The organism is Paraburkholderia phenoliruptrix (assembly GCF_047325075.1).
In the GTDB taxonomy this organism is placed as follows: Bacteria; Pseudomonadota; Gammaproteobacteria; order Burkholderiales; family Burkholderiaceae; genus Paraburkholderia; species Paraburkholderia phenoliruptrix.
The window spans coordinates 3678646-3702022 of the sequence record NZ_CP168531.1 but is presented as its reverse complement, the minus strand read 5'-3'; the positions used below and the strand labels follow the sequence as shown (position 1 = coordinate 3702022).

At 63.9% G+C, this 23377-nt stretch carries 21 protein-coding genes; 7 read left to right on the top strand and 14 right to left on the bottom strand.

Annotated features, from left to right (window positions below):
• Window positions 1–1971 precede the first annotated feature (1971 nt).
• Both ACEN8U_RS28380 and ACEN8U_RS28375 read left to right on the top strand, forming a co-directional pair.
• Window positions 1972–2595 (top strand): hypothetical protein, encoded by a 624-nt coding sequence (locus tag ACEN8U_RS28380; protein ID WP_413658155.1) that lies wholly within the window; start codon window positions 1972–1974, stop codon window positions 2593–2595.
• Between the two features lie 62 nt (window positions 2596–2657).
• Window positions 2658–3386 (top strand): nuclease-related domain-containing protein, encoded by a 729-nt coding sequence (locus tag ACEN8U_RS28375; protein WP_413658153.1) that lies wholly within the window; start codon window positions 2658–2660, stop codon window positions 3384–3386.
• A gap of 31 nt (window positions 3387–3417) precedes the next feature.
• On the opposite strand, the gene ACEN8U_RS28370 is transcribed toward ACEN8U_RS28375, so the two are convergent.
• On the bottom strand, window positions 3418–4518 hold the full coding sequence (locus ACEN8U_RS28370; RefSeq protein ID WP_015001884.1) for an MraY family glycosyltransferase: 1101 nt from the start codon (window positions 4516–4518) through the stop codon (window positions 3418–3420).
• Between the two features lie 264 nt (window positions 4519–4782).
• Here ACEN8U_RS28370 and ACEN8U_RS28365 point away from each other — a divergent pair, with 264 nt between their 5' ends.
• Window positions 4783–6405, top strand: coding sequence for a methyl-accepting chemotaxis protein (locus ACEN8U_RS28365; RefSeq protein ID WP_015001885.1), 1623 nt, complete (start codon window positions 4783–4785; stop codon window positions 6403–6405).
• Window positions 6406–6475: 70 nt separating this feature from the next.
• On the opposite strand, the gene galE is transcribed toward ACEN8U_RS28365, so the two are convergent.
• The 4 genes from galE to ACEN8U_RS28345 form a co-directional block, all read right to left on the bottom strand.
• Window positions 6476–7501, bottom strand: a complete 1026-nt coding sequence (gene galE, locus ACEN8U_RS28360) for a UDP-glucose 4-epimerase GalE (protein ID WP_413658150.1) — start codon at window positions 7499–7501, stop codon at window positions 6476–6478.
• Between the two features lie 12 nt (window positions 7502–7513).
• Window positions 7514–8662 carry a glycosyltransferase family 4 protein gene (locus ACEN8U_RS28355; protein ID WP_413658148.1) on the bottom strand — a complete coding sequence of 383 codons (1149 nt, stop codon included), beginning with the start codon at window positions 8660–8662 and terminating at the stop codon, window positions 7514–7516.
• 66 nt (window positions 8663–8728) lie between these two features.
• Window positions 8729–9562, bottom strand: a complete 834-nt coding sequence (locus tag ACEN8U_RS28350; protein WP_413658146.1) for a glycosyltransferase — start codon at window positions 9560–9562, stop codon at window positions 8729–8731.
• Window positions 9559–10821, bottom strand: coding sequence for an oligosaccharide flippase family protein (locus tag ACEN8U_RS28345; RefSeq protein WP_413658634.1), 1263 nt, complete (start codon window positions 10819–10821; stop codon window positions 9559–9561). Before ACEN8U_RS28345 ends, ACEN8U_RS28350 begins: the two co-directional genes overlap by 4 nt.
• A gap of 245 nt (window positions 10822–11066) precedes the next feature.
• Between ACEN8U_RS28345 and ACEN8U_RS28340 the strand changes: the two genes are divergently transcribed.
• The 4 genes from ACEN8U_RS28340 (at window position 11067) to waaA (ending at window position 16064) form a co-directional block, all read left to right on the top strand.
• Complete coding sequence (locus ACEN8U_RS28340; protein ID WP_413658144.1) at window positions 11067–12461, top strand: phosphomannomutase/phosphoglucomutase; 1395 nt, start codon at window positions 11067–11069, stop codon at window positions 12459–12461.
• 265 nt (window positions 12462–12726) lie between these two features.
• The gene (gene waaC, locus ACEN8U_RS28335) at window positions 12727–13728 is read left to right on the top strand and encodes a lipopolysaccharide heptosyltransferase I (RefSeq protein ID WP_310088032.1); all 1002 of its coding nucleotides are present in this window, start codon (window positions 12727–12729) and stop codon (window positions 13726–13728) included.
• A gap of 49 nt (window positions 13729–13777) precedes the next feature.
• The gene (locus tag ACEN8U_RS28330) at window positions 13778–14662 is read left to right on the top strand and encodes a Kdo hydroxylase family protein (RefSeq protein WP_013587410.1); all 885 of its coding nucleotides are present in this window, start codon (window positions 13778–13780) and stop codon (window positions 14660–14662) included.
• Window positions 14663–14756: 94 nt separating this feature from the next.
• Window positions 14757–16064, top strand: coding sequence for a lipid IV(A) 3-deoxy-D-manno-octulosonic acid transferase (gene waaA, locus ACEN8U_RS28325; RefSeq protein ID WP_413658142.1), 1308 nt, complete (start codon window positions 14757–14759; stop codon window positions 16062–16064).
• Window positions 16065–16100: 36 nt separating this feature from the next.
• On the opposite strand, the gene ureG is transcribed toward waaA, so the two are convergent.
• The 9 genes from ureG to urtE form a co-directional block, all read right to left on the bottom strand.
• Entirely contained in the window at window positions 16101–16754 is a 654-nt protein-coding gene (ureG, locus tag ACEN8U_RS28320) for an urease accessory protein UreG (RefSeq protein WP_413658140.1), read from the bottom strand.
• Window positions 16755–16765: 11 nt separating this feature from the next.
• Entirely contained in the window at window positions 16766–17446 is a 681-nt protein-coding gene (locus ACEN8U_RS28315) for an urease accessory protein UreF (protein WP_413658633.1), read from the bottom strand.
• On the bottom strand, window positions 17433–18083 hold the full coding sequence (gene ureE / locus ACEN8U_RS28310; RefSeq protein ID WP_413658138.1) for an urease accessory protein UreE: 651 nt from the start codon (window positions 18081–18083) through the stop codon (window positions 17433–17435). Before ureE ends, ACEN8U_RS28315 begins: the two co-directional genes overlap by 14 nt.
• A 2-nt stretch (window positions 18084–18085) precedes the next feature.
• Complete coding sequence (ureC, locus tag ACEN8U_RS28305) at window positions 18086–19792, bottom strand: urease subunit alpha (protein WP_413658136.1); 1707 nt, start codon at window positions 19790–19792, stop codon at window positions 18086–18088.
• 55 nt (window positions 19793–19847) lie between these two features.
• Window positions 19848–20153, bottom strand: a complete 306-nt coding sequence (locus ACEN8U_RS28300) for an urease subunit beta (RefSeq protein ID WP_013587416.1) — start codon at window positions 20151–20153, stop codon at window positions 19848–19850.
• Window positions 20154–20163: 10 nt separating this feature from the next.
• Entirely contained in the window at window positions 20164–20466 is a 303-nt protein-coding gene (ureA, locus tag ACEN8U_RS28295; RefSeq protein WP_006048588.1) for an urease subunit gamma, read from the bottom strand.
• Between the two features lie 132 nt (window positions 20467–20598).
• Window positions 20599–21402 (bottom strand): transporter substrate-binding domain-containing protein, encoded by an 804-nt coding sequence (locus ACEN8U_RS28290; RefSeq protein ID WP_309583547.1) that lies wholly within the window; start codon window positions 21400–21402, stop codon window positions 20599–20601.
• A 217-nt stretch (window positions 21403–21619) separates the two neighbouring features.
• Window positions 21620–22501 (bottom strand): urease accessory protein UreD, encoded by an 882-nt coding sequence (locus ACEN8U_RS28285; RefSeq protein ID WP_413658133.1) that lies wholly within the window; start codon window positions 22499–22501, stop codon window positions 21620–21622.
• A gap of 135 nt (window positions 22502–22636) precedes the next feature.
• Window positions 22637–23329, bottom strand: a complete 693-nt coding sequence (urtE, locus tag ACEN8U_RS28280; protein WP_028360359.1) for an urea ABC transporter ATP-binding subunit UrtE — start codon at window positions 23327–23329, stop codon at window positions 22637–22639.
• Window positions 23330–23377: the final 48 nt, after the last annotated feature.

Sequence of the window (23377 nt, the reverse complement as noted above, 5' to 3'; positions counted from 1 at the left end):
GCTCAAAAAGCTCGCCGGCACATAACTTCTGTTGGCTGGCGATCACTAACTGCAGGAAAGATGACTGGCGACGAGCGATACCGGCTGCGCGTACGGAGTTCAGAAAGGGGAGAGGGCGATCAGAAGCACACTGTGGAACTTCTGGGCTTTGAGAGAGATGCCGGCGCTCATTGAGCGGCGGGCGCTCAATTCGTGTCGATGCTGCTAACACAAAACGCGCGAAATGCTTCGCTTCGCCCTTAGGCTGAGCAACGCATTCTTTAAATTGGGCGAAAGCGCCCCCAAACCCCCAGTGAGGAGGTGTAATGGTCGATGCTCGTGACGTGAGCGAACGTTACTGCAATCATTAGAACATAACTGGAAGGGTTACAAAAGGGGGGCGCGGCCTTCGTAGAAAAAGCAGATTGCCACGAGGACGCTCAACGTCTTCTGCCGCCGTCTGCAGAAGACAGGCGGTGCCTTCAAATCGAACGCCGCGCTGGCTTTTCGTCGGTTGGCGATCACTTACTGCAGGAAAGACGACTGGCGGCGACGCGATACCGGCTGCGCGTACCTGGCTTAGGAACGGGAGAGGGCGATCAGAAGCACGCGGTGGAAACTTCTGGGCCTTAAGCGAGATTGAGCTCTGATTGAGCGGCGGGCGCTCAATTCATGTGGATGCGGCTAACAGAAACCGCACGCAGTGCCTTGCTTTGCCCTCAGGCCGAGCAACGCTTTTTTGAAATTGGGCAAAAGCGCCCCCAACCCCCCCAGCGAGGAGGTGTAATGGTCGATGCTCGTGACGTGAGCGAACGGTACTGCAATCATTAGAACATAGCTCGACGGGTCGCAAAAGGGGCGCATGGCTTTCGCACAACAAGTGGGTTGCTACGCGGATGTTTAACATCTTCTGCCGCGGTCTGGCAAAAGACAGGTAGTGCCTTCAAATCGAACTCCGCGCTGGCGGCTTCTAGTCAGCCGGTGACAGCCGGGATCTGTTTGAGCCCGGATTGTCGGGGAGCAAGATGGCGGTCATGATGGACGCAGACCGCATGACGGCGTCAGGGAGGCGCTCCACCAACAAGACAATGGCGGACCCGCACGGGGGCTTTAGGACTCTTAACTCCCGCGCGGCCAGAAGGTGCGATATGCGACGTACACGCCCCAGGTACACGCGCGTGAGTGAGTCGCGCTCAGATGGGAGGCTGCCTGAAATACCGCGATGCTCGTCCCGTCCAGTCGACCGTCGGCGCATGCTGTCGTGCGAAATCCCTGTCGCCGATGATATGGCCGCAATGCGGGCAGTGAAGTTGTGCCGGATGCGAAGCAAGGGCCTGGGGTGGCTGTTCTTTCTCGCGTGAAGCTACGACCGGCGAGCGTCGCTTGGCGAGTTGCTTTCGTTGCTGCCGGGCACCATGTTCCATCGTCCAGCTTAATCCTACAAGGATTGCAGACATTCCGAGTATCGGCCATGTGATATCCATGCTGGCTCCCTAGCTGTTTGGGTGGGGACCAGAATATCATGTGTTGAGCCATCCGCGGGCTTGCCTGCTTCGGGAGCGCCGCAGTATATTGCTGTCGCGTCCACGACGCATCGACCTTGAACTGGCAAAGCCTCCCGTCTTTCTTCCGGGCAGCGCGTCAGTGGAGCTGTTCGCCCGTACGCCTCCGGTTGTCCGGGCGTTCGAAGGCGCACCTTGACACAGCGAGTGCCGGTGTCTTTCGTTCGGCTGCCCTTCCTCTCTCTTTCTTCTTTGCGCAGTTCTGACCGCCGTCCTGCTCCAGGCGGCTTTTGGCCGCGGCTGCTCCAACTTCACATCTGACTGCGTCTTGATGGCGGCTAGCCATCGTCTGCCCATTTCCTTTGCTGTGGCGCGCGCGGCCCGATAAACAGCGCACTCAAACGGCAGTGCGCTTCTCGCGCTGCTGAACGCGGGTCGGTGCCTCCGTTGCACCGGCCAACTCACGGATTGAACACAAGGGAAAACAGATATGTACGTTCTTTACGACTACCGGTACGTGATCGCCTGCAGCAGGCTGCCGTATGCATTCAGGCGGGAATTTCGCAGGCTCGCCAGAGGCCGCGTGACGTCGACATACGATTCGCGCACCCGCGTTAGGGATGCTGTGCCGGCCGAAACGCAATGTCGGCGCGTGGCAGAGGTGTTGCTGGGCTTCGAGGCGCTGCGCGCGAGCGGGTATGCGCTACAGACACCGTGGAATTTTCGCGCAAAGCATTTGCAGGCACTCATCAATCGCTGGTCCACGCAACCGCAGACATCCGAAGAGGCGGCCGAGAGACTGGGGCATTGGTGCGAGTTTTTCCGATGGATCAGGAAGCCCCAGCTGATCGTTCTGATAAACGCGCCAGTTACCGCCGCTGTCTCGCCCGTCGGGAGCAAACGTGTCCAGTACTCGCACGCTTCAGCCTACTCGCGACCGGACATACCAGTGCTCACCAGCGAAAAAGCGATGGAAGCCCTGACCGAACACCGCGGTAACCTGCTCAAGGCAGCCCGTGCGCTCGGAACGACAACGCATGCTGTCTGCGAGGCCCTGAACGAAGGGCGGCCAGCGGCGGACCAGTTTCCTCCCGGCCTAACGATCCTGACCTGATGCTTGACTTCTCCTAGCAGCCCATACGCTGGTTTCACCTCATAACCAAAGGAGAAACCAGCATGCTGATTCAGAAAATCGTCGGGCTCGCGAGTGGATTGCTCTGCGCGTACCTGAGCTTTAGCCAGCAACGTCCGGCTGGCGACGACGCTCGGAAAACGCGGGTGCCCCCCACCCACGAGCCCCACCAGCGGGGGGAAGAAGGAGAAAGGCGGGTGTCGGCCGAATTGTGCTGGCACCTCACGCGACTGTGCGGTGATGACTGGCTGGTATTGGATGGCCTTGTTCTGATTCACGCGCCCGGAAGCGCCTTTCCGACTGCTGAAATCGATCATCTGGCGATTACGCCCTTCGGCGTCTTCGTGGTCGAAACAAAGCACTGGGCCGGGATAGTCACGCGCGGCGAGACCGACGATACGCTAACCCTGACGGCGGCTGACGGACAGAGGTTCGTGCGCGCTTCCCCAATCAAGCAGAATGCGGCGAAAGTGCGTTTCCTGCGCAATCTGCTGCCACCGCGCCTTTGGATCGTTGAAGGACTCGGTGTCTTTTCGCACGAAGCGGTCAGGGTGACCCCTTCACTTCCAACGGTGTTGCTTGAGCGTGGCGAACTTTACCGGCATCTGCGGATGCGCCAGCAGCAGTTTGGTCGTACGGGGATAGGGCGTCTGCCCGTTCGCACGATCTCAAACGCGATTCTGCGGTACGCAGACGCGCGTCCCGAGGCACTTGCAGAGCACCGGCAACGCATCCAGGAGAGCCGCGCGCGTGGACAAGGTGAGGCTGGATAACGTTGCTTATAGCGGAGGGCGCGAACCGCGCTCACCGCTTCGCCTTCCTCACCACCATCCACCGCGGCGACTTGAACCGCACAATGCTCACATAGAGCCACACATAAGTCGCCGCAAACACCACCACAAAGCAGAACAGATGCAGCGTGTGCCGCCAGAACAACGTCGCCGGCACCACCGCAATCAGGCAGAGCAGCCACAAATAAGGCGACGTGAGCGAATTGCGCCGCGTGAGCTCCCGGGCGGTGCGCGCGCCGACCGCCCAACGCATCAGTCGCTTATAAACCAGCATGTGCAGATGCACGCCGTCCGGAATGCCCGGCGACATGCCGCGAATGAACTTCTTGCGGTAAATCGAGAAGCACGTCTCGAAGATCGGGTACATGAAAAGCAGCACCGGATACCACGCGGACACGTCGCGATTGCGCATCACCAGCATGATCGACAGTTCCGCGAGCATGAAGCCGATGAAATACGCGCCGCCGTCGCCGAGAAAAATCAGCCCCGCCGGGAAGTTCCAGATGAAAAAGCCGAGCACCGCGCCCATCATCATGAACGACGCCGACAGCACGATCGGGTCATGCACCTGGAAAGCCACGTAAGCAAGTGAGGCGAACATCATGAACGCGACCATCGACGCGAGGCCGTTGAAGCCGTCGATGATGTTGATCGCATTCGCGAGCGCCGCCACCGCGAGCACCGTCACCGCGCACGAAATCACCGCGTAGGAAAGCAGGAAATCGAGCGGCGGCACGCTGATGCGCGTGACCGCGATATCCAGCAGGAAATAGGCAAGCGCCGCGGCCGCCATCGTGCAGACAAGGCGCGCGAGCGGCGACACGCGCTTGGTCAGGTCTTCGACGAGACCTGAGCCGAAGGCCGGCATGCCGCAGGCAATCAGCCCGAGAATGCCGCCGGACACGGCCGGATAGGCACGATGCAACTGCACGGCCGAGACGACGAGCCCGAGCAGAATGCCGGTCCCGCCGATGCGCGGCACCGGCCGCACGTGGAATTTCTGCACGCCGGCGAGATCGCTATCCGTCGAGAATTTTTCATGCAGATGCGCATAGCGCACGATCACAAGCGTGATCAGCAGTGAAACAAGAAAGCCGAGCGCAAAACTGAGCATGAAAGTGGGCCTGAACAAAGACGCCGAATTATACAAACGAAACCTTGCACGCCCGGAAAAGCGCCGTGCTCGTCAATGTCGCGAAGCATGCCGCGAAATATCCCAGATAGTGAGGTGTGAATCGCCCGGAAACCCGCGCCGGTCATGGATTTCACCTATTTAGCGAGGCGCTTCGCACGCCGTTAAAGCGGGATGCGGCGACGTGCGGACAACGCGGGTGAACAGGCACTCGCCGCGGATCGACAAGACTGTTCCGGAGAACCCATGCTAAACAACATCACAATTCGTGGCGGCCTGACGCTGGTCATCAGCGTGTTCGTTGCTTTTTTGCTGACCGTGATCGGTGTCGGCTATGGCGCGCTGCAACTGGCCAACAGCAGTCTCGACGACACGCAGCGCAGCGCCGCGGCGCTCTCGCATCTGAAGGCGAGCTCGGAAAAGCTGCTGCAGGTGCAATTGGCGCTGGGCTCCTATCAAACGCTCTTTAGTGTCGGCAAGCAGACCGACGATCTGCTGCCGGCGGCGCACAAGGTGCTCGTCGAGTCGAACAAGGACTTCCGCAATTACATGGCCGGCCCGTTTTCGAGCGACGCTGAGAAGAAGCTCGCGCAAAACGTCGAGCAGGCGCGCAGCGCGCTCGTCGACAAGGCGATCGAGCCCGAGTTCAAGGCGCTGACCGACTTCGACTTCAACACCTTCCGCAACATTCAGGGCGAGACGGCGAACGCGTTCTACAGCACGTATTCGAAGGCAATCGACGCGCTCGAACACGCGCAGACCGAAAACCAGCACCAGCAGGCCGAGACCGCCGCGCAACGCTTCCAGATCGCGACGCTGCTCTTCGCCGCGATCGGCGCGCTCGCCATCGTGATCGGCATCGGCGCGCGCATGGCGTTGTCGGCGGCGCTCATCAAGCCGGTCAACGCCACCGTCAAGCATTTCGAGCGCATGGCCGCCGGCGATTTGACGGTCGCGATCAAGAGCCAGTCGCGCAACGAAATGGGCCAGTTGCTGAGCGCCTTGACGAAGATGCGCGACGGCCTCGTCGAAACCGTGTCGCAAGTGCGCGGCAGCACGACGGCCATCACGCAGGGCGCGAATGAAATCGCCTCGGGCAATGCGGATCTGTCCGCGCGCACCGAACAGCAGGCCGCGGCGCTTCAACAGACGGCGGCGAGCATGGAGCAGCTCTCCGCGACCGTGAAGCAGAACGCCGACAACGCGAAGCAGGCCAACCGGCTTGCGCACGGCGCCCTAGACACGGTCACGCGCGGCGGCAACGTCGTTTCGCGCGTCACCGAGACGATGGACGGCATCACGGAATCGTCGCGCAAGGTGACGGAGATCATCGGCATGATCGAAGGCATTGCGTTTCAGACCAACATTCTCGCACTGAACGCAGCCGTGGAAGCCGCGCGTGCCGGCGAGCAGGGGCGCGGCTTTGCGGTGGTGGCCTCGGAAGTGCGCAGCCTCGCGCAGCGCTCAGGCGCGGCGGCGAAGGAGATCAAGGAGCTGATCGGCGATTCGGCGGCGCAGGTCGAGCAGGGCGCGTCGCTTGTCGCCGAGGCGAGCCGCACGATGAACGAGGCGATGCAATCGGTCGAGCGCGTGACCGGCATCATGGGCGAGATCGAGGCCGCAGCGCTGGAGCAGAGCGACGGCATCGAGCAGGTCAACAAGGCCGTCTCGCAGATCGACGAGGTCACGCAGCACAATGCCGCGCTCGTCGAGGAAGCGGCTGCAGCGGCAAAATCGCTGGAAGAACAGGCGGCCGTGTTGCGCGAAGCGGTCGCCGTGTTTCGCGTGAGCGACGGCTCGGCACGACACGCGAGCTACGCCGTGAAGCCCGCGAGCGGCGTGGCGGGCGCGGCGCTCGCCATGTCCTGATCCGGCGCACCGAGGGCGCTGCGGGTCCAAACGGCACCCGCAAGCGCCTCGCGGCGCCCAGCCTCTGCCGTCAGCCCGCAAATCCGCGAGGATTCGCCGACTGCCAGCGCCAGTGGTCCGCACACATTCTTTCGATGCCGAACTCCGCGCGCCAGCCGAGCACTTCTAAGGCCGCGCGCGGATCCGCAAAGCACGACGCCACGTCGCCCGGACGGCGCGCCACGATTTCATACGGCACCGGGCGGCCCGACGCCTTCTCGAACGCCTTCACTACGTCGAGCACGCTATAGCCCTGGCCCGTTCCCAGATTGACGACGAAGCTCGCGTCGCGCTTCACGAGCGCGTCGAGCGCCGCCAGGTGCCCGCGCGCCAGATCGACCACGTGGATGTAATCGCGCACGCCGGTGCCGTCCGGCGTGTCGTAATCGCCGCCGAACACGCGCAGTCTTTCCAGCTTGCCGACCGCGACCTGGGCGACATACGGCATCAGGTTATTAGGAATGCCCGCCGGATCTTCGCCGATCAGCCCGCTCTCGTGCGCGCCGACCGGATTGAAATAGCGCAGCGTGGCGATGCGCCACGACGGATCGGCCACTTCGAGATCGCGCAGCACCTGCTCGGCGATCAGCTTGGACTGGCCATACGGGTTAGTCGCGGAGAGCGGAAACGATTCGTCGATGGGCGAGCTTTTCGGCACGCCGTACACCGTCGCGGACGAGCTGAACACGAACTGCTTCACGTTGCGATCGCGCATCACGCCGAGCAGCGCGAGCAGGCTGCCCACGTTGTTGCTGTAGTACTCGATAGGCTTGGCGACCGACTCGCCCACCGCCTTCAGCGCGGCAAAGTGAATGGCACCCGTGATCGGGTGCGCGTCGAAAATGCGATTGAGCGCCGCATGGTCGCGCGCGTCGGCCTCATAAAACGCCACCGCGCGTCCGGTGATCTGTTCGACGCGCCGCAGCGACTCGCGGTTGCTGTTCACCAGATTGTCGATTACCACGACGTCGTAGCCACCGTTCAGCAGTTCGACGCAGGTATGCGAGCCGATAAAGCCCGCGCCGCCCGTTACCAGAATCGTGCCCTTCGTGGTCATGCTGTTGCTCCGTTAAAGTAAAACGCCCGTCATTTTTTGCACCAGGTCTTTATACGTTTCGACGACGACGCGTTCGTCGAACTCCTGCGCGACTTTCTGCCGGCCGCGTTCTGCCATGGCGCGGCGCTCGGCGCCGCTCATGTCGAGCATATGCGCGAGCGCGCCTGCCAGGCTTTCTGCATTGCGCGCTTCGCAAAGCAATCCGTTGACGCCGTGCGCGACCACTTCGCGGCAGCCCGGCACGTCGGTCGCGACAATGGGCCGGCCCATCGCCGAGGCTTCCATCAGCGTGCGCGGCACGCCTTCGCGATACGACGGCAACACGATGCAATCCGCATCGGCGATAAAAGGCCGCACGTCATGCGCCTCGCCGAGATAGTCGATGATGCCTTCGCGCTCCCACGCCGCCACTTCGTCGCGCGTGATCGCACTCGGGTTGTCGACGCCCACCGGCCCGAGCAACTGGAAACGCGCGTGCGGGTAACGCTCGTGCAAACGCCGCGCCGCTTCCACATATTCGCCGACACCCTTGTCCCACAGCAAACGGCCGATCAGCACAAACCTGAATTCCGCTCGCTCGGGCAGGGGCGTAAAGCCGAATTGCTCGAGGTCGACGCCTTCGCCGTGCAAAAGCCGCGCGCGCTCAGGATGCACCAACAAATTCTGTTCGACAAACGCTGCCTGATCGTCGCGATTCAGAAACCAGACTTCGCGCGGGAAACGGAACGCAAAACGATACAGTTTTTTGGCGACCTGCGCGGCGCGGCTCTGCTGGATGAACACATAGCCGAGCCCCGTGGTCACGGCGACCGACTGCACGCCCGCGAGTTTCGCGGCGATCGAGCCGTAGATATTCGGCTTGATCGTGTAATGAAATACCACATGCGGGCGGATCGCGCGGTAATGGCGATACAGCGAGTACAGCGTGCGAAGATCGTCGCGCGGATTGGTGCCTTTGGAAGCGACCGGCAATTCGATGCAGCGGCACCCCATGGCCGCGAGCAGCTCGAAGGTGCGGTCGCGCGGCGCGAGCACGGTCACGTCGACGCCGCGCCCCACCAGCATGCGGATCAGCCCTTGCCGATACGTATAGATTGCCCAGGCGGTGTTACACACGAGTGTAATGCGCATCGCGGGCGTCGACTTGAGGGCTGGCTTCATGCTGGAAAGCGCTTGACGGTGAATGAAAGGGCGAAGGGCGCCGCGGTTAAATGGCTCGCACGCGGTTCAATGGCTCGCGCGCGGCGCGAGCAGGCCGCGCTTGACCCGCTGCAACGCGCGGTAAGGCGTCACGAGATGCAGCAGATTCTTGGCGAGACCGAGCCAGTCGTACGGATTGGCGACGTTGAAGTAGCGCAGTTGCAGCCGCAGCGTCGAGACTACCTGGCGGCGCCGCTTCGTCGCGCTGATGCCGCCTTCGTTCAGCTCGTAATACAGGCCGAGTTCCGGCAGATTCGCGCAGTCGTAGCGCTCCATCAGGCGTACGAACAGATCGAGGTCTTCGGCCGAGCGATACTTCGCGCGATAGTTGCCGACGGCGCGCACCGCGTCGATACGCAGCATCATCGAAGGATGCGCAAAGCATGAGCGGAAAAAACGCAGGCGCCGGATCTGCGCGGCTTCGGCGGGCGGGCACAGCATGAAAAGCGGCTCGCCCGCGCGCGTGACGACCTGGGTCCACATGCCGAGCCCGGCCACGTGCGGATGTGCTTCCATATAGGCCCGCTGCTTCGCGAGCCGTTGCGGCACGCTGCGGTCGCCCGCGTCGATACGCGCCGCATAGCGAAAGCCGCGCTGCGCCAAAGCGTCGATGCCCGCTTCCAGCGCGCGCTCGATGCCGCCGTTCACCGGCATGCGCAGCACTTCGATCTGCAGGTTGGGCAGCGCAGGCGCGACGATGGGCGGCGTGCTGCCGTCATCGACGATCAAAACGTGCACCAGCGCACGTTCGCTGAACGACGCGAGCGTCAGATCGACGTCGGCCTGGCCGTTGTAGGCGGGCATCAGCACCGCGACGTCGTCGAGGCAGTGCGGCGGCGCGTCGGCGAAAGGAAGCGTCATGGGCTTAATTTGAAACGGATGTAATAAATATTAACCGCCGCCGCCGCGAGATATCCGCCCGCGAGACCGACCAGCGCGCCATAGGCGCCAAGCCGTGGAATAGCCAGCAGGTTGACCACGAACGCGACGCCGAGCGCGAAGAGCCACTTGAACAGCAACACGAACTTCGCCTGATACTTGAGCACGACGAGATTGCCGATCGCTTCAATGCCCGCCGGTACGGAAAGCCACACGGCCCAGCGGAAAATCTCGATAGCGCCTTCGAAGCCCGGCCCGAACACGCGCCGGATGATAAAGCCCGCGAGCAGGTCGAGCACGAGCGCGCCGGAGATCATCAGCGCGGCGGTCATCGCCGTGAGGCGCAACACGTTACGGCGCAGTTGCGCGGCCTGCTGCACGCGATAGACGAACGCGGGCGCAATGGTCTGCGCGAGCATCAGCGCAAGCGTGATCCAGTTTTCGTTCAGCTGTTGCGCGGCCGAATAGCGCCCGAGATCGGCGAATGAAATGGCACGCTCGAGCATGAGCCGGTCCAGTTTCAGGAACAGGTACATACAGATGAGGCCAAGCCAGAACACCGTGCCCGCGCTCGCGAAATGCGTGAAGAGCGCGCGGTCGAAGTGCCAGCCAAGCTTGCCACCATGGCGACGAATGTAATAGACGACCAGTACACTGCCGATAGCCGCCGACTCCAGCGCCCACAGCCAGCCAAAGCGCGAGGGTTCCGCGGCCGCGCGCACGAGCAGATACACGAGGCCCGCCTTGAGCACCGCGGTGCTCATGCTCGTGAGCAGCTGCGGCTTGCTGTAGGTCATGCTTTGCAGCCACGCATTGATCACGCCGACGAACGGCTCGCGAAACAGCATGGTGACCGCGAGCCCCGCGAGCATGGCGCCGACGAGCGGGTCGAAGAAACCCAGCGCAATGCCGAGCCACGTGAGCAGCAAGGCCGCGACCGACACGGAAAAGCGCAGCGTAAAGGCGCTGCCGAGCACGGTGCCGAGTTGCGCGGGCGGCCGCGCGACGATGGTGGGCACGAGAATCTCGGCGCCGCAGACCCACGTAATGGGCGAGAGCACGAGCAGCAGCGTATTGGCGTATTGCCATTTGCCGAACGTGTCGGGTCCGAAGTAACGCGCGAGCAGGCCGCTGATCGCTATCGCCACCCCGATTTGCGTGAGCCGTTCGAGACCGAGCCAGACAATATTCGCGAACGCGCGCGTGACGTCCGGGTTGGCAAAGCGTTTGAGCGTCAGCATCCGGCAAGCGCTCGCCCATGCACTTTGCGGCAGTTCACCCGCCTCGTCGGCCATCTGGGCAACTTTACAAATGGAGGGCGTCTAAGCATTAGAATGGCGTTACCAGGCTGGTCCGAAAGGCGCAATTATAAGTTGGAACCGGATCGCTTCCGGCAAGGGCGCAGCATCATGTCCGATCGCTATGATTTACCGATTCCACATGAGTGCGCCGGTCAAAATTTTCCATTGCACGCAAGTGAGCCAACATGATCTCCAAATCCATTTTCAAGGCGTATGACATTCGCGGTGTGATCGGCAAGACGCTCGACGCCGACGCAGCGCGTTCGATCGGCCGCGCGTTCGGCAGCGAAGTGCGTGCGCAGGGCGGCGACGCGGTGGTGGTCGCGCGCGACGGCCGTCTGTCGGGTCCGGAGTTGATCCAGGCATTGTCGGACGGCCTGCGTGCGGCCGGCGTCGATGTGGTGAATGTCGGCATGGTGCCGACGCCCGTCGGTTATTTCGCGGCAAGCGTGCCGTTGCAGCTCGAGGGCGGCGAGCGCCGCGTCGATTCGTGCATCGTCGTGACGGGTAGTCATAATCCGCCGGATTACAACGGCTTCAAGATGGTGCTGCGCGGCTCCGCGATTTACGGCGAGCAGATTCAGGCGCTGCATCAGCGCATCGTCGACGAAAACTTTTCTGAGGGCAGCGGCACGTACGTCGAGTACGACATTGCCGACGACTATCTCCAGCGCATCGCGAGCGACGTGAAGCTCGCGCGTCCCATCAAGATCGTGGTCGACACGGGCAACGGCGTTGCGGGCGGCCTCGCGCCCCAGCTCTTCAGGAAGCTTGGTTGCGAACTCGTCGAGCTCTTCACGGAGATCGACGGCAACTTCCCGAACCATCACCCGGACCCGGCGCACCCGGAAAACCTTCAGGACGTGATTCGCGCGTTGAAGGAAACGGACGCGGAAATCGGCTTCGCATTCGACGGCGACGGCGATCGCCTCGGCGTCGTCACGAAAGACGGCCAGATCATTTATCCGGACCGCCAGCTCATGCTCTTCGCCGAAGAAGTGCTGTCGCGCAACAAGGGTGCGCAGATCATTTACGACGTGAAGTGCACGCGCAATCTCGCGAAGTGGGTGAAAGAGAAGGGCGGCGAGCCGCTCATGTGGAAGACGGGCCACTCGCTCGTCAAAGCGAAGCTGCGCGAAACCGGCGCGCCGCTCGCGGGTGAAATGAGCGGCCACGTGTTCTTCAAGGACCGCTGGTACGGTTTCGACGACGGTCTCTACACCGGCGCGCGTCTGCTCGAAATCCTCACGCGCGTTGAAGACCCGAGCAAGCTGCTGAACTCGCTGCCCAATTCTCACTCCACGCCCGAGCTGCAACTGAAGCTGGAAGAAGGCGAGAACTTCGAGCTCATCGCACGTCTGCAGAAAAACGCGCAATTCACCGGCGCGGACGACGTCGTGACCATCGACGGCCTGCGCGTCGAGTACCCGGACGGCTTCGGCCTTGCGCGCTCGTCGAACACCACGCCGGTCGTGGTCATGCGTTTCGAAGCCGATAACGACGCGGCGCTCAAGCGCATCCAGGAAGACTTCCGCCGCGTGATTCTCGCGGAGAAGGCGGACGCGAAGCTGCCGTTCTGATGCGGTTCTGACAGATCGAGCATAGGCAGCGGCGGCGCGGCGGTTCGCGAGGCGCCGCTGCCAATGTCGCTAACGCGGCGCGGGTTTCACTTACCGCGCCGCGTTTTTTCATGCCCATTGGCCAGCTCGCGCTAGAATTGCCGTCCTGGCGACATGACGTGCACGTCGTGGCGCCGCTCGCCGGAGGTCTCGCGCGAAGCAAAGCGGAAGGCTTCGCGGCACCTCTTTCAAAGCATCTTCGGACCGCATAGCCGGTTTCCCTCTCTTGAGCGTGCAAAAGATATTGATCGTGAGGGTGTCGTCACTGGGCGACGTCGTTCACAACATGCCGGTCATCGCCGACATCCGGCGCCGCCATCCCGAGGCGCAGATCGACTGGCTCGTCGAGGAAAGCTTCGTCGGGCTCGTGGAACTGGTGAGCGGCGTGCGGCGGGCGATTCCGGTGTCGCTGCGGCGCTGGCGCAAGCGTCTCTTTTCGGTCGACAACTGGCGCGAGATCGGTGCGTTTCGCCGTGCGCTCGCCGCCGAACACTACGATCTCGTGATCGACTGCCAGGGGCTCATCAAGACCGCGTGGGTCGCGAGCATGGCGCGCGGACCGCTCGTCGGCCTCGCGAATCGCACGGACGGCGCGGGTTTCGAATGGCCGGTGCGTTTCTTCTACGACCGGCGTGTGCCGATCGAGCCGCGCACCCATGTGGTCGAGCGCACGCGGCAACTGGTGGCCGCGGCGCTGAACGATCCGCCGCCGCAGCCTACCGACGACATCGACTTCGGCATCGATACGGGGCGCGCCGCGCTGGCGCTCTCGGCGGCCAATCTGAATCTTCCGGTGCCTTACGTGGTGTTCGTGCACGCGACCTCGCGCGCGGACAAGCAATGGCCCGATACCGCGTGGATCGAGCTGGGGCAGTCGCTCGTGCGGCGCGGCGCGTCGATCGTGTTGCCGTGGGGCAGCGAATCCGAACGCGCGACGAGCGAACGTCTCGCGAAGGAATTCGGCGCAGCGGCCATCGTGCCGCCCAGGTTGTCGTTGCCGGCGGTGGTCGGTCTCATTGAAGGCGCGGCCGCGACGGTCGGCGTTGACACAGGTCTAGTGCACATCGCGGCGGCGCTGAAGCGGCCGACGGTCGAGTTGTACAATTTCGCCACCGCGTGGCGGACCGGCGGTTACTGGTCGCCGAACGTCGTCAATCTCGGCACGGCCGGCCAGCCGCCCACGCTGCAACACGTGAAGTCCGCGCTTGCCGGCTTCGGCCTGCTGTAATTCGTCCGGCGCGCTTCGCCTTACGCATCATCCGTTTTCAAGGGCGATCATGAACGAAACCCAGATCATCGAAGTCGCGAACGCCGACTGGCACGGTCGCAACCTGTCCGTGCCGCGCGAGACGCTGCTCGCCGGCGTCGAACGCGGCAAGGTGCTGTATTTTCCGAATCTGCGCTTTGCGATCGAAGGCGGCGAAACTGCGCTCCTCGATCCCGCGCTCGCCGATCCGAACCGCAAGAACATCAGCCTCGAACCGAATGGCGGCGCGCTGCACGGCGTGGCCGGCGACGCCGTCACGCAGTCCGCGGTGCGCGCGTTGATCGCGCGTTATCAGGCGAATGCGCGCACGCTCGTCGACGGGCTCTTTCCCGAATACAACGGCAAGCTGCGCGTCGCGCCCACGAGCCTGCGGCTGCATCAGGTGGAAACGCGCCAGACGTCGTGGCGCAAGGACGACAGCCGTTTGCACGTCGACGCGTTCCCGTCGCGGCCGAATTACGGCGAGCGCATTCTGCGCGTGTTCACCAACGTGAATCCGCATGGTGTGCCGCGCGTGTGGCGCGTCGGCGAACCATTCGAAGACATGGCCAAGCGCTTCCTGCCGCGCATCAAGCCGCAAATGCCGGGTTCGGCATGGTTGCTCAATCTGCTGCACGTCACGAAGTCGCCACGTAGCGAATACGACCACCTGATGCTCCATCTGCACGACGGCATGAAGGCGGACCTCGACTATCAGAAGACGAGTCCGCAGGAGACCATGCCGTTTCCGCCGGGCAGCGTCTGGGTGTGTTTCTCCGACCAGACTTCGCATGCGGTGATGTCCGGCCAGTTCATGCTCGAACAGACCTTCTTCCTGCCGGTCAAGGCGATGGCGCAGCCGGAATGCGCGCCGCTTGGCATACTCGAACGCCTCAAGGGCAGGGCGCTGGTTTGAGCGCCGCGGCTGGTTTGCCTGCGCGGGCGCTGCCCGATTGGCCCGATTGGGCCGCTTGGCTTGATCGCCGCGCGCCCGCTCGAGCGGAGCGCCGATGCTGAGGGCGATCTACAACGCGCTGTGGTGGCTTATCGCGCCCGCCGCCGTGCTGCGGTTGCTGATCCGCTCGCGCAAGGAGCGCGGTTATCGTCAGCATATTGGCGAGCGCTTTGGCTATTCGCGCGGGCGTTTGCCGGAAGACAACGCGCCGCTCATCTGGGTGCATGCAGTGTCGGTCGGCGAGACGCGCGCCGCGCAGCCGCTCATCGAGACGCTCATGAAGGCGCGTCCCGACGCGCGCATTCTGCTGACTCATATGACGCCGAGCGGTCGCGCCACCGGCGAACAGATTTTCGGCGACCGTGTGTTGCGCAGCTATCTGCCGTACGACATGCCCCATGCGGTGCGGCGCTTTTTGCGCGCTTGGCGGCCGTCGCTCGGTCTCGTGATGGAGACCGAAGTGTGGCCCACGCTGATCGACGAATGCCGCCGCGCGGACGTGCCACTGATCCTGACGAACGCGCGCATGTCGGCGCGCTCGTATAAGCGCGCGGCGAAGTTCGGCGGCGCGACGAAAGATGTATTCGGCGGTTTTGCGCGCGTGCTGGCGCAGAGTCCTTCCGACGCCGAACGGCTCACCGCGCTCGGCGCGCGCAATGTCGCGGTGCTCGGCAATCTGAAGTTCGACATGAGTACGCCGCCGGAACTGGCGGCGCGCGGCCATGCGTGGCGCGCGGCAATCGGCACGCGGCCCGTGTGGGTCGCGGCGAGCACACGCGAAGGCGAAGAAGAACTCGTACTGCAGGCGTTCGCTGCGCTCGGCGTGGAGGACGCGTTGTTGATTCTCGTGCCGCGTCATCCGCAGCGCTTTAACGAGGTGGCGGGGCTCGTCGAGAAAGCCGGCTTGCGCCTCGTGCGGCGTTCCGCGTGGGCGCCGGATGCGAAGGTGGCGTCGGCGGCCGCGAGCGGCGGCGTGCCTGCGTTGCCGGCGGAGGTGAACGTGCTGCTCGGCGATTCCATGGGTGAGCTGGGCGCGTATTACGCGGCGTCGGATCTGGCGTTTATCGGCGGCAGTCTGTTGCCGCTCGGCGGACAGAATCTGATCGAGGCGTGCGCGGTCGGCGTGCCGGTGCTGATCGGGCCGCACGTGTTCAACTTCACGCAGGCCACAGCCGATGCGGTCGCCGCGGGCGCGGCGGTGCAGGTGCAGGATCCGGCCGATCTCGCCCGCGCGCTGCGCGAGCTCTTCAACGACAAGGCGCGGCGGCTCGCCATGGGCGGCGCGGCGTCGGCCTTCGCCGCGCGTCATCGCGGCGCGACCGCGCGCACGGTGGATGTGTTGATGGCGGTGCTGCCGGAGTGAGCGGGCGGCTCCGCCGCGCGCCGCCCGCCGCCTCAATCACGCCTTCAACAATCCCTTGCGCTCGATAAACCGCACCACCTCGTCCAACCCGTCGAGCGCCTTCAGATTGCACATCACAAAAGGCCGCTCGCCGCGCATTTTTTTCGCGTCCGAGGCCATCACGTCGAGATTCGCGCCCACGAGCGGCGCGAGGTCCGTCTTGTTGATTACGAGCAGGTCCGACTTCGTGATGCCGGGGCCGCCCTTGCGCGGAATCTTCTCGCCGCCCGCCACGTCGATCACGTAAATCGTCAGGTCCGACAGTTCGGGGCTGAAAGTCGCCGCGAGGTTATCGCCGCCCGATTCGATGAACACGATGTCCGCGTCCGGAAAGCGCCCGAGCATGCGGTCGACGGCTTCGAGGTTGATCGACGCGTCCTCGCGAATCGCCGTATGCGGACAGCCGCCCGTTTCGACGCCCATGATGCGCTCGGCCGGCAACGCGCCCGCGACCGTGAGCAGGCGCTGGTCTTCTTTCGTGTAGATGTCGTTGGTGATCGCGACGAGATCGTACTGATCGCGCATCGCCTTGCAGAGCATTTCGAGCAGCGTGGTCTTGCCCGAGCCGACCGGTCCGCCCACGCCCACCCGCAGCGGCGGCAGCTTTTTCGTGCGGACGGACGAGTGGGCGGTGTGTTGAAGTGCGTTCATGATGGATCGTTTTATGAGCGAAAAAGCCGCGAATACTGCGACTCGTGACGCGCCGACAGAATGCCGAGCTGCGGCGCAAACGTGTTGATGTCTTCCGGCGACGTCGCGAGCGCGCGCGTGACCGCCGCATCGATCGGCCCGCGCAACGCGACGATGATGCGTTGTCCCGCAAGCTGCCCGAGCGGCACCGCCTTCAATGCGGCGGCGGCCTGGTTTTCGACCCAGTTGAACGCATAGGCGGCAAGCGCGGCGTCGACGGCGGCGTCATGCGCATAGGCCGCGAAGGCGAACGCCGTGGGTTGCGCGAGCGGTGAGATCGCCGCGAGCGTCGCGCGCCGCGCCGCATCGCCCCATTCCAGCGAGACGCACAACTGCCGCAGCGACCAGCCCATCTGCTCGGTTTCGCGCCGCAACTCCGCGGATTCGCGGCTCGCGAGGAATTCGTTGTTCGCTTCTCCGAGACCGGTGCTGTCGTGGCTGCGCCAGCGTTCCATCTGATGCGCGAGGAAGGGCAGCTCGCCGCGTGCGAGCACGTCGGTGAGGCCGCTTGCAATCCAGTCGCGGGCCGAATCGGCGTCGGTGATGAGTTGCGCTTCGATTGCCGCTTCGAGTCCCTGCGAATAACTGAATGCGCCGATGGGCAGGGCCGGCGACGCGAGATGCAGCAGCGCCGTGAGTTCAGCGATGCGCATGGTGGTGATGATGCGCGTGGCCGCAGGATTCGTCGTGCACGTGGCCTTCGTGACTGTGATCGTGTGCATGGTCATGACCGTGCTCATTAGCGTGGCCGTGCTCATGATCATGCGAATGCCCATGATGCTCGCCGAACACCTGCTGCGCCAACGCGTAATCTTCGGCAAAGGTCTCGTCGTGCCCGTGCTTGTGGCCGCCGCCATACGCGCCCGTTTCGGGCTGAAACGGCATGGCAACCTGATCGACCGTCGCGCCGATGCGCTTGAGCATATCGGCCAGCACCGGATCGTATTCGAGCTTTAGATAATCCGCGCCGACTTCCACCGGCGTATGACGATTGCCGAGGTGATACGCCGCGCGCGTGAGCGTGAGCGCATCTTTCGCGCGGACCACGAGCACCGTTTCGGGCGCGGCGACGACGCGCACGAGGCCGCCGTCGTCGGCGACGAGCACATCGCCGTCGCGCAACACGGTGCCGCGCGGCAGCAGCACGGCCACTTCTTCGCCGTTATCGAGCGTGGCCGCGAGGCGGCTCTTGCGGCGCTCGTCGAAAGCCAGCGTCAACGTCGGCGCGCGTTTGACGAGCACCGGCGCGAGTTTCAGGTGAGGCGCAATCAGCTTGTCGAGTGTGCGCATGATCAGAACAGGAAATAGCGTTGCGCCATCGGCAGGACACTGGCCGGTTCGCAGGTCAGCAATTGACCGTCGGCGATCACCTGGTAGGTTTCGGGATCGACGCTGATCGACGGGCGCCACGCGTTGTGAATCATGTCCGCCTTCGTGATGTTGCGGCAGTTCTTCACAGCCACGATACGCTTGTTCAATCCGTAGCGCTCGGCCACGCCCGCGTCGGCGGCGAGCTGCGAAACAAAGGTCAGCGACGTGCGCCCCAAGGCACCGCCGCGCGTCGCGAACATTTCGCGGTAATGCACCGGCTGCGGCGTGGGAATCGACGCGTTCGGGTCGCCCATCTGCGCCATGGCGATCATGCCGCCTTTGAGGATCAGCGAGGGCTTGATGCCGAAAAACGCCGGCTCCCAGAACACGAGATCGGCCCACTTGCCAGGCTCGATGGAACCCACCTCATGCGCGATGCCGTGCGTGATGGCCGGGTTGATCGTGTACTTGGCGACATAGCGTTTGGCGCGGAAGTTGTCGTGACGCGCGTTGTCCTCGGGCAGCGCGCCGCGCTGCACCTTCATCTTGTGCGCGGTCTGCCACGTGCGGATGATGACTTCGCCCACGCGGCCCATGGCCTGCGAATCCGACGAGAGCATCGAGAGCGCGCCGAGATCGTGCAGGATGTCCTCGGCGGCGATGGTCTCGCGGCGAATGCGCGATTCGGCAAACGCAATGTCTTCCGCAATCGACGGGTCCAGGTGGTGGCACACCATCAGCATATCGAGATGCTCTTCGAGCGTGTTGACGGTGTAGGGCCGCGTCGGATTGGTCGACGAAGGCAGCACGTTCGCTTCGCCGCAGACCTTGATGATGTCGGGCGCGTGGCCGCCGCCCGCGCCCTCGGTGTGATACGTGTGGATCGTGCGGCCCTTGAACGCGGCCACCGTGGCTTCGACGAAACCCGCTTCGTTTAGCGTGTCGGTGTGAATGGCGACCTGCGTGTCCGTGTCGTCCGCAACGGAAAGGCAGTTGTCGATGGCGGCGGGCGTCGTGCCCCAGTCTTCGTGCAGCTTCAGACCGATGGCGCCCGCGGCAATCTGCTCCAACGCCGGCTGCGGCTGGCTCACGTTGCCCTTGCCGAGAAAGCCGAGGTTCATCGGATAGCCGTCCGCGGCTTGCAGCATGCGTTCGAGATGCCACGGCCCCGGCGTGCACGTGGTCGCGTTGGTGCCCGTGGCAGGGCCCGTGCCGCCGCCGAGCATCGTCGTCACGCCGCTCGCGAGCGCTTCTTCAATCTGCTGCGGGCTGATGAAATGGATGTGCGTGTCGATGCCGCCCGCCGTCACGATCAGGCCTTCGCCGGCAATCACTTCGGTGGACGCGCCGACCGCAATCGTCACGTTCGGCTGGATGTCGGGATTGCCGGCCTTGCCGATGGCGGCAATGCGGCCGTCCTTGATGCCGATATCGGCCTTCACGATGCCCCAGTGATCCAGAATGACCGCGTTCGTCACGACGGTATCGACCACGTCGGCATGCACGCGCTGCGACTGGCCCATGCCGTCGCGAATCACTTTGCCGCCGCCGAACTTCACTTCTTCGCCATACGTCGTGAAATCGCGCTCGACTTCGATCAGCAACTCGGTGTCGGCGAGACGCACGCGGTCGCCGGTGGTGGGGCCGAACATTTCCGCGTACGCGCGGCGGCCAATGCGTAAGGTCATGATGTAGGTCCGGAATTGAGCGGGGCGGTTCGGGCCGATGAGCGCGCGCGGCGCATCAGAGCTTGCCCATCACCTTGCCGTTGAAGCCGTAGACGATGCGCTCGCCTGCCAGCTCGACGAGTTCGACGGTGCGTTCCTGGCCGGGCTCGAAGCGCACGGCCGTGCCCGCCGCGATGTTCAGGCGAAAGCCGCGCGCGGCTTCGCGGTCGAACGCGAGCGCGTCGTTCACTTCATAGAAGTGGTAATGCGAGCCGATCTGCACCGGCCGGTCGCCGGTGTTCGACACGACGACGGTGACGGTCGCGCGGCCCGCGTTGAGTTCGTGCTCGCCTTCGTCGGTGAGGAGTTCGCCGGGAATCATGGGGCGTGCCTTATGGAATCGGGTGATGAACGGTGACGAGCTTCGTGCCGTCCGGAAACGTGGCTTCGACCTGGATGTCGGGAATCATCTCGGGCACGCCTTCCATGACGTCGTCGCGCGTGAGCAGCGTCGTGCCGTAGTGCATGACCTCGGCGACGGTCTTGCCGTCGCGCGCGGCTTCCATGAGCGCGGCGGTAATGAAGGCGACCGCTTCCGGATAGTTCAGTTTGAGGCCGCGCGCGCGGCGCCGTTCGGCAAGCAGCGCGGCGGTGAAGATCAGCAGCTTGTCCTTCTCGCGAGGTGTCAGCTTCATCGAATGAGTGCGGTGGGTTGGGCCCGGTCCGGGCAGACCGGCCGCGACAATGATAGGCGTTGCGGGCCGCCGCGGCGACCCGTGCAATGCCGGATAAGACAGCGACGCTATCAAGTCCGGCTAACGACGCGCTTACAGATCGGCAGGCAGCGCCGCGCCGAACCACTTCTTCGACATCGTGTTGAGCGTGCCGTCCTGCTTCGCCTGAGCGATGGCGGCGTTGACCTTCTGCTGCAGACGCGGCTCGTTCTTGTTCATGCCGACGAAGCACGGCGAATTCTTGATGACGAACTTCGGCTCAGGCCGGCGCGGCGGGTTTTTCGCGAGAATCGCGGCCGCGACGATATTGCCGGCGGCAATCAGTTGAACCTGACCGGAGAGAAACGCGGCGATGGTCGCGTTGTTGTCCTCAAAACGCTTGATCGTGGCATTGGGCGCCATTTGCGTGAGACCGAGTTCCTCGAGCGCGCCGCGCGTCGCGCCGACCGTCTTGCCGGTGAGATCGGCGGGGCCGCTCACCTTGATGTCGGCGGGACCGAACACGCCCTGGTAGTACGGTGCGTAGGCGGTCGAAAAGTCGATCACTTTCTCGCGATCCGGCGTTTTGCCGAGCGACGAGATCACGAGATCGACCTTGCCGGTTTGCAGATACGGAATGCGATTCGCGCTGTTGACGGGCACGAGCTCGAGCTTCACGTTCATCGACTTGGCAAGCAGCGCGGCGGTGTCGATGTCGTAGCCTTGCGGCTTCATGTCCGGGCCGACCGAGCCGAACGGCGGATAGTCTTCTGGCACGGCCACCTTCAGCACGCCTGCCTTGGCGATGTTATCGAGCGTGTCGGCGTGGACCGCCGGCGAGGTCATGGCGAGGACGGGCGAGGCGAGCAGGGCGGCGAGCAGCGTGCGGCGCGTGGAACGAAGCGTGGGTCGGTTCATGTGTCGTAGACGTGGTGGTGGGCAGGCGGCTGACCGTCTGGGGCGCGGCAGCTTCGCGGGTTGGGGAATGCAAGGTGTGTGCCATTGCGGTGCGGCGAGGGCCGGCCAGAAGGGCTGCGGCTCCCTGCACTACACAGGGGCGCGGCATGGCTCCTGATTGGTGCATGGGCGTCTTACGCAGTGAAAGCGCGGTACCGACGCAACGCGTGTCTTGAACCTACGTCGCCCAGATCCTCAACGGCACGGCCTCGACCCCATGCACCACAGGCCGCAACTGCAGCCAGCACTGAGTCAAAGCGCGCTGGAGCGTTTCCATGGACCGCGAAACGGCCCGCACGAGCAACACGCCCTCCGTCACGCACGAAGCCGCCGCGCGCAGCGCGTCATCAAAGGGGAATTGGGCGGTCAGCGCCTCAGCGAGCGCGTCGTCGCAAGCGGGCCCGACGGCCCACAGCGTTCCGTATGCCGGAAATCCGGCGAGCCCTTGCGCGGCATCGCGCAGCGGATCATCGGCCGCGAGACTCGCGCGTTCCAGCCACAACAGGTCGCCTTGCGTTCGCGCGATTCGCGACACCGCCCGCAAGCTGCCGTGCGACCATCGCTCGCCGGCTGCCTGGCGTCCAAGCTGCGTCGCGTCCCAGCCGATCGCGGTGGCGTCTTCGTCGAGCGTCAGAGAAAAATCCAGCGCCGCATTCGCGTGATCGAAAACAATGTTGTTCTGCGGCAGCCAGTCGAGCCTGGCGTGCTCGCCGACATGCACCGCGATGCTCTGCCGCGCGGCGCGGCCATTCGACTTGTACCACTTGGTCGCGCCGGGCGTCGTGATGACCGCGTGCGCGCCGGCACCGACATCGACGTCGATGGAAAGCACGTCGCCGCCCGCAATCCCCCCTGGCGGATGCACGATCACCGCATGACAGATGGATTCGCCCTCGGGATAAAGCGGCCGTTGCACGCGCAACGGTCCGTCGTGAAGCCGATGCTGAAGCGCCGTGCGGCCGCCGTGCCTGACAAAGCCGAGCTCGAGCCGCGCACGCCATTGCGCATGCGCCTCCCCTTGCGCATGGGCCAGCGTGACGTGATTTTCGTGAAGCGACATGCGAATGAACGTGCTATCGACGTGTGAGCGAAGAACTAGAGGCGCGTGCAGGGCTCAACCGATAGCCCGGCACAAGACGCGCCGAGCATAGCACGCCCGCCAGCGCATCAGATTCGCGCGAGACTGACACCAGACCTACACCGCGATCAGCGCGCGCACGCCATCGGCATCCATATTGGCGCCTTCGCCGCCCGCGACAATCTCGCCGCGGCTCATCACCCAATAGCGATCGGCAATGTCCTTCGCGAAGTCGTAATACTGCTCGACGAGCAGCACGGTCATGCCCATCTCCTCGACCAGCTGGCGCAGCGTGCGGCCAATGTCCTGAATGATGGACGGCTGAATGCCTTCCGTCGGTTCGTCGAGAATCAGCAATTGCGGATCGCTCATCAACGCGCGGCCAATCGCGAGCTGCTGCTGCTGACCGCCGGACAGGTCGCCGCCGCGGCGTCCGCGCATATCCTTCAGCACGGGAAACAGCTCGTAAATCCGCTCGGGGATTTTCTTCGGCGCTTTCTTGCTGGCGGCGCCCACCAGCAGATTTTCTTCGACGGTGAGCCGCGGAAAGATATCGCGCCCTTGCGGCACATACGCGAGCCCTTTTTCCACACGCGAGTAAGTGGGCAGCTTCGTGATCGGCGCGCCGCGCCAGGCGATGGAGCCGCTTTTCGTCTGCACGACGCCCATCAGGCAGCGCAGCAATGTGGTCTTGCCGACGCCGTTGCGGCCGAGCAGCACGGTGAGCTTGCCGTCGGGCACGGTCAGCTTCACATCGCGCAGAATGTGGCTGCCGCCGTAGTACTGGTTCAGGTTGTCTACTTCTAGCATGTCCGTTCGACCCTTTTGAGTCCTTCGACTCTTTCGACGCTTCTGTTC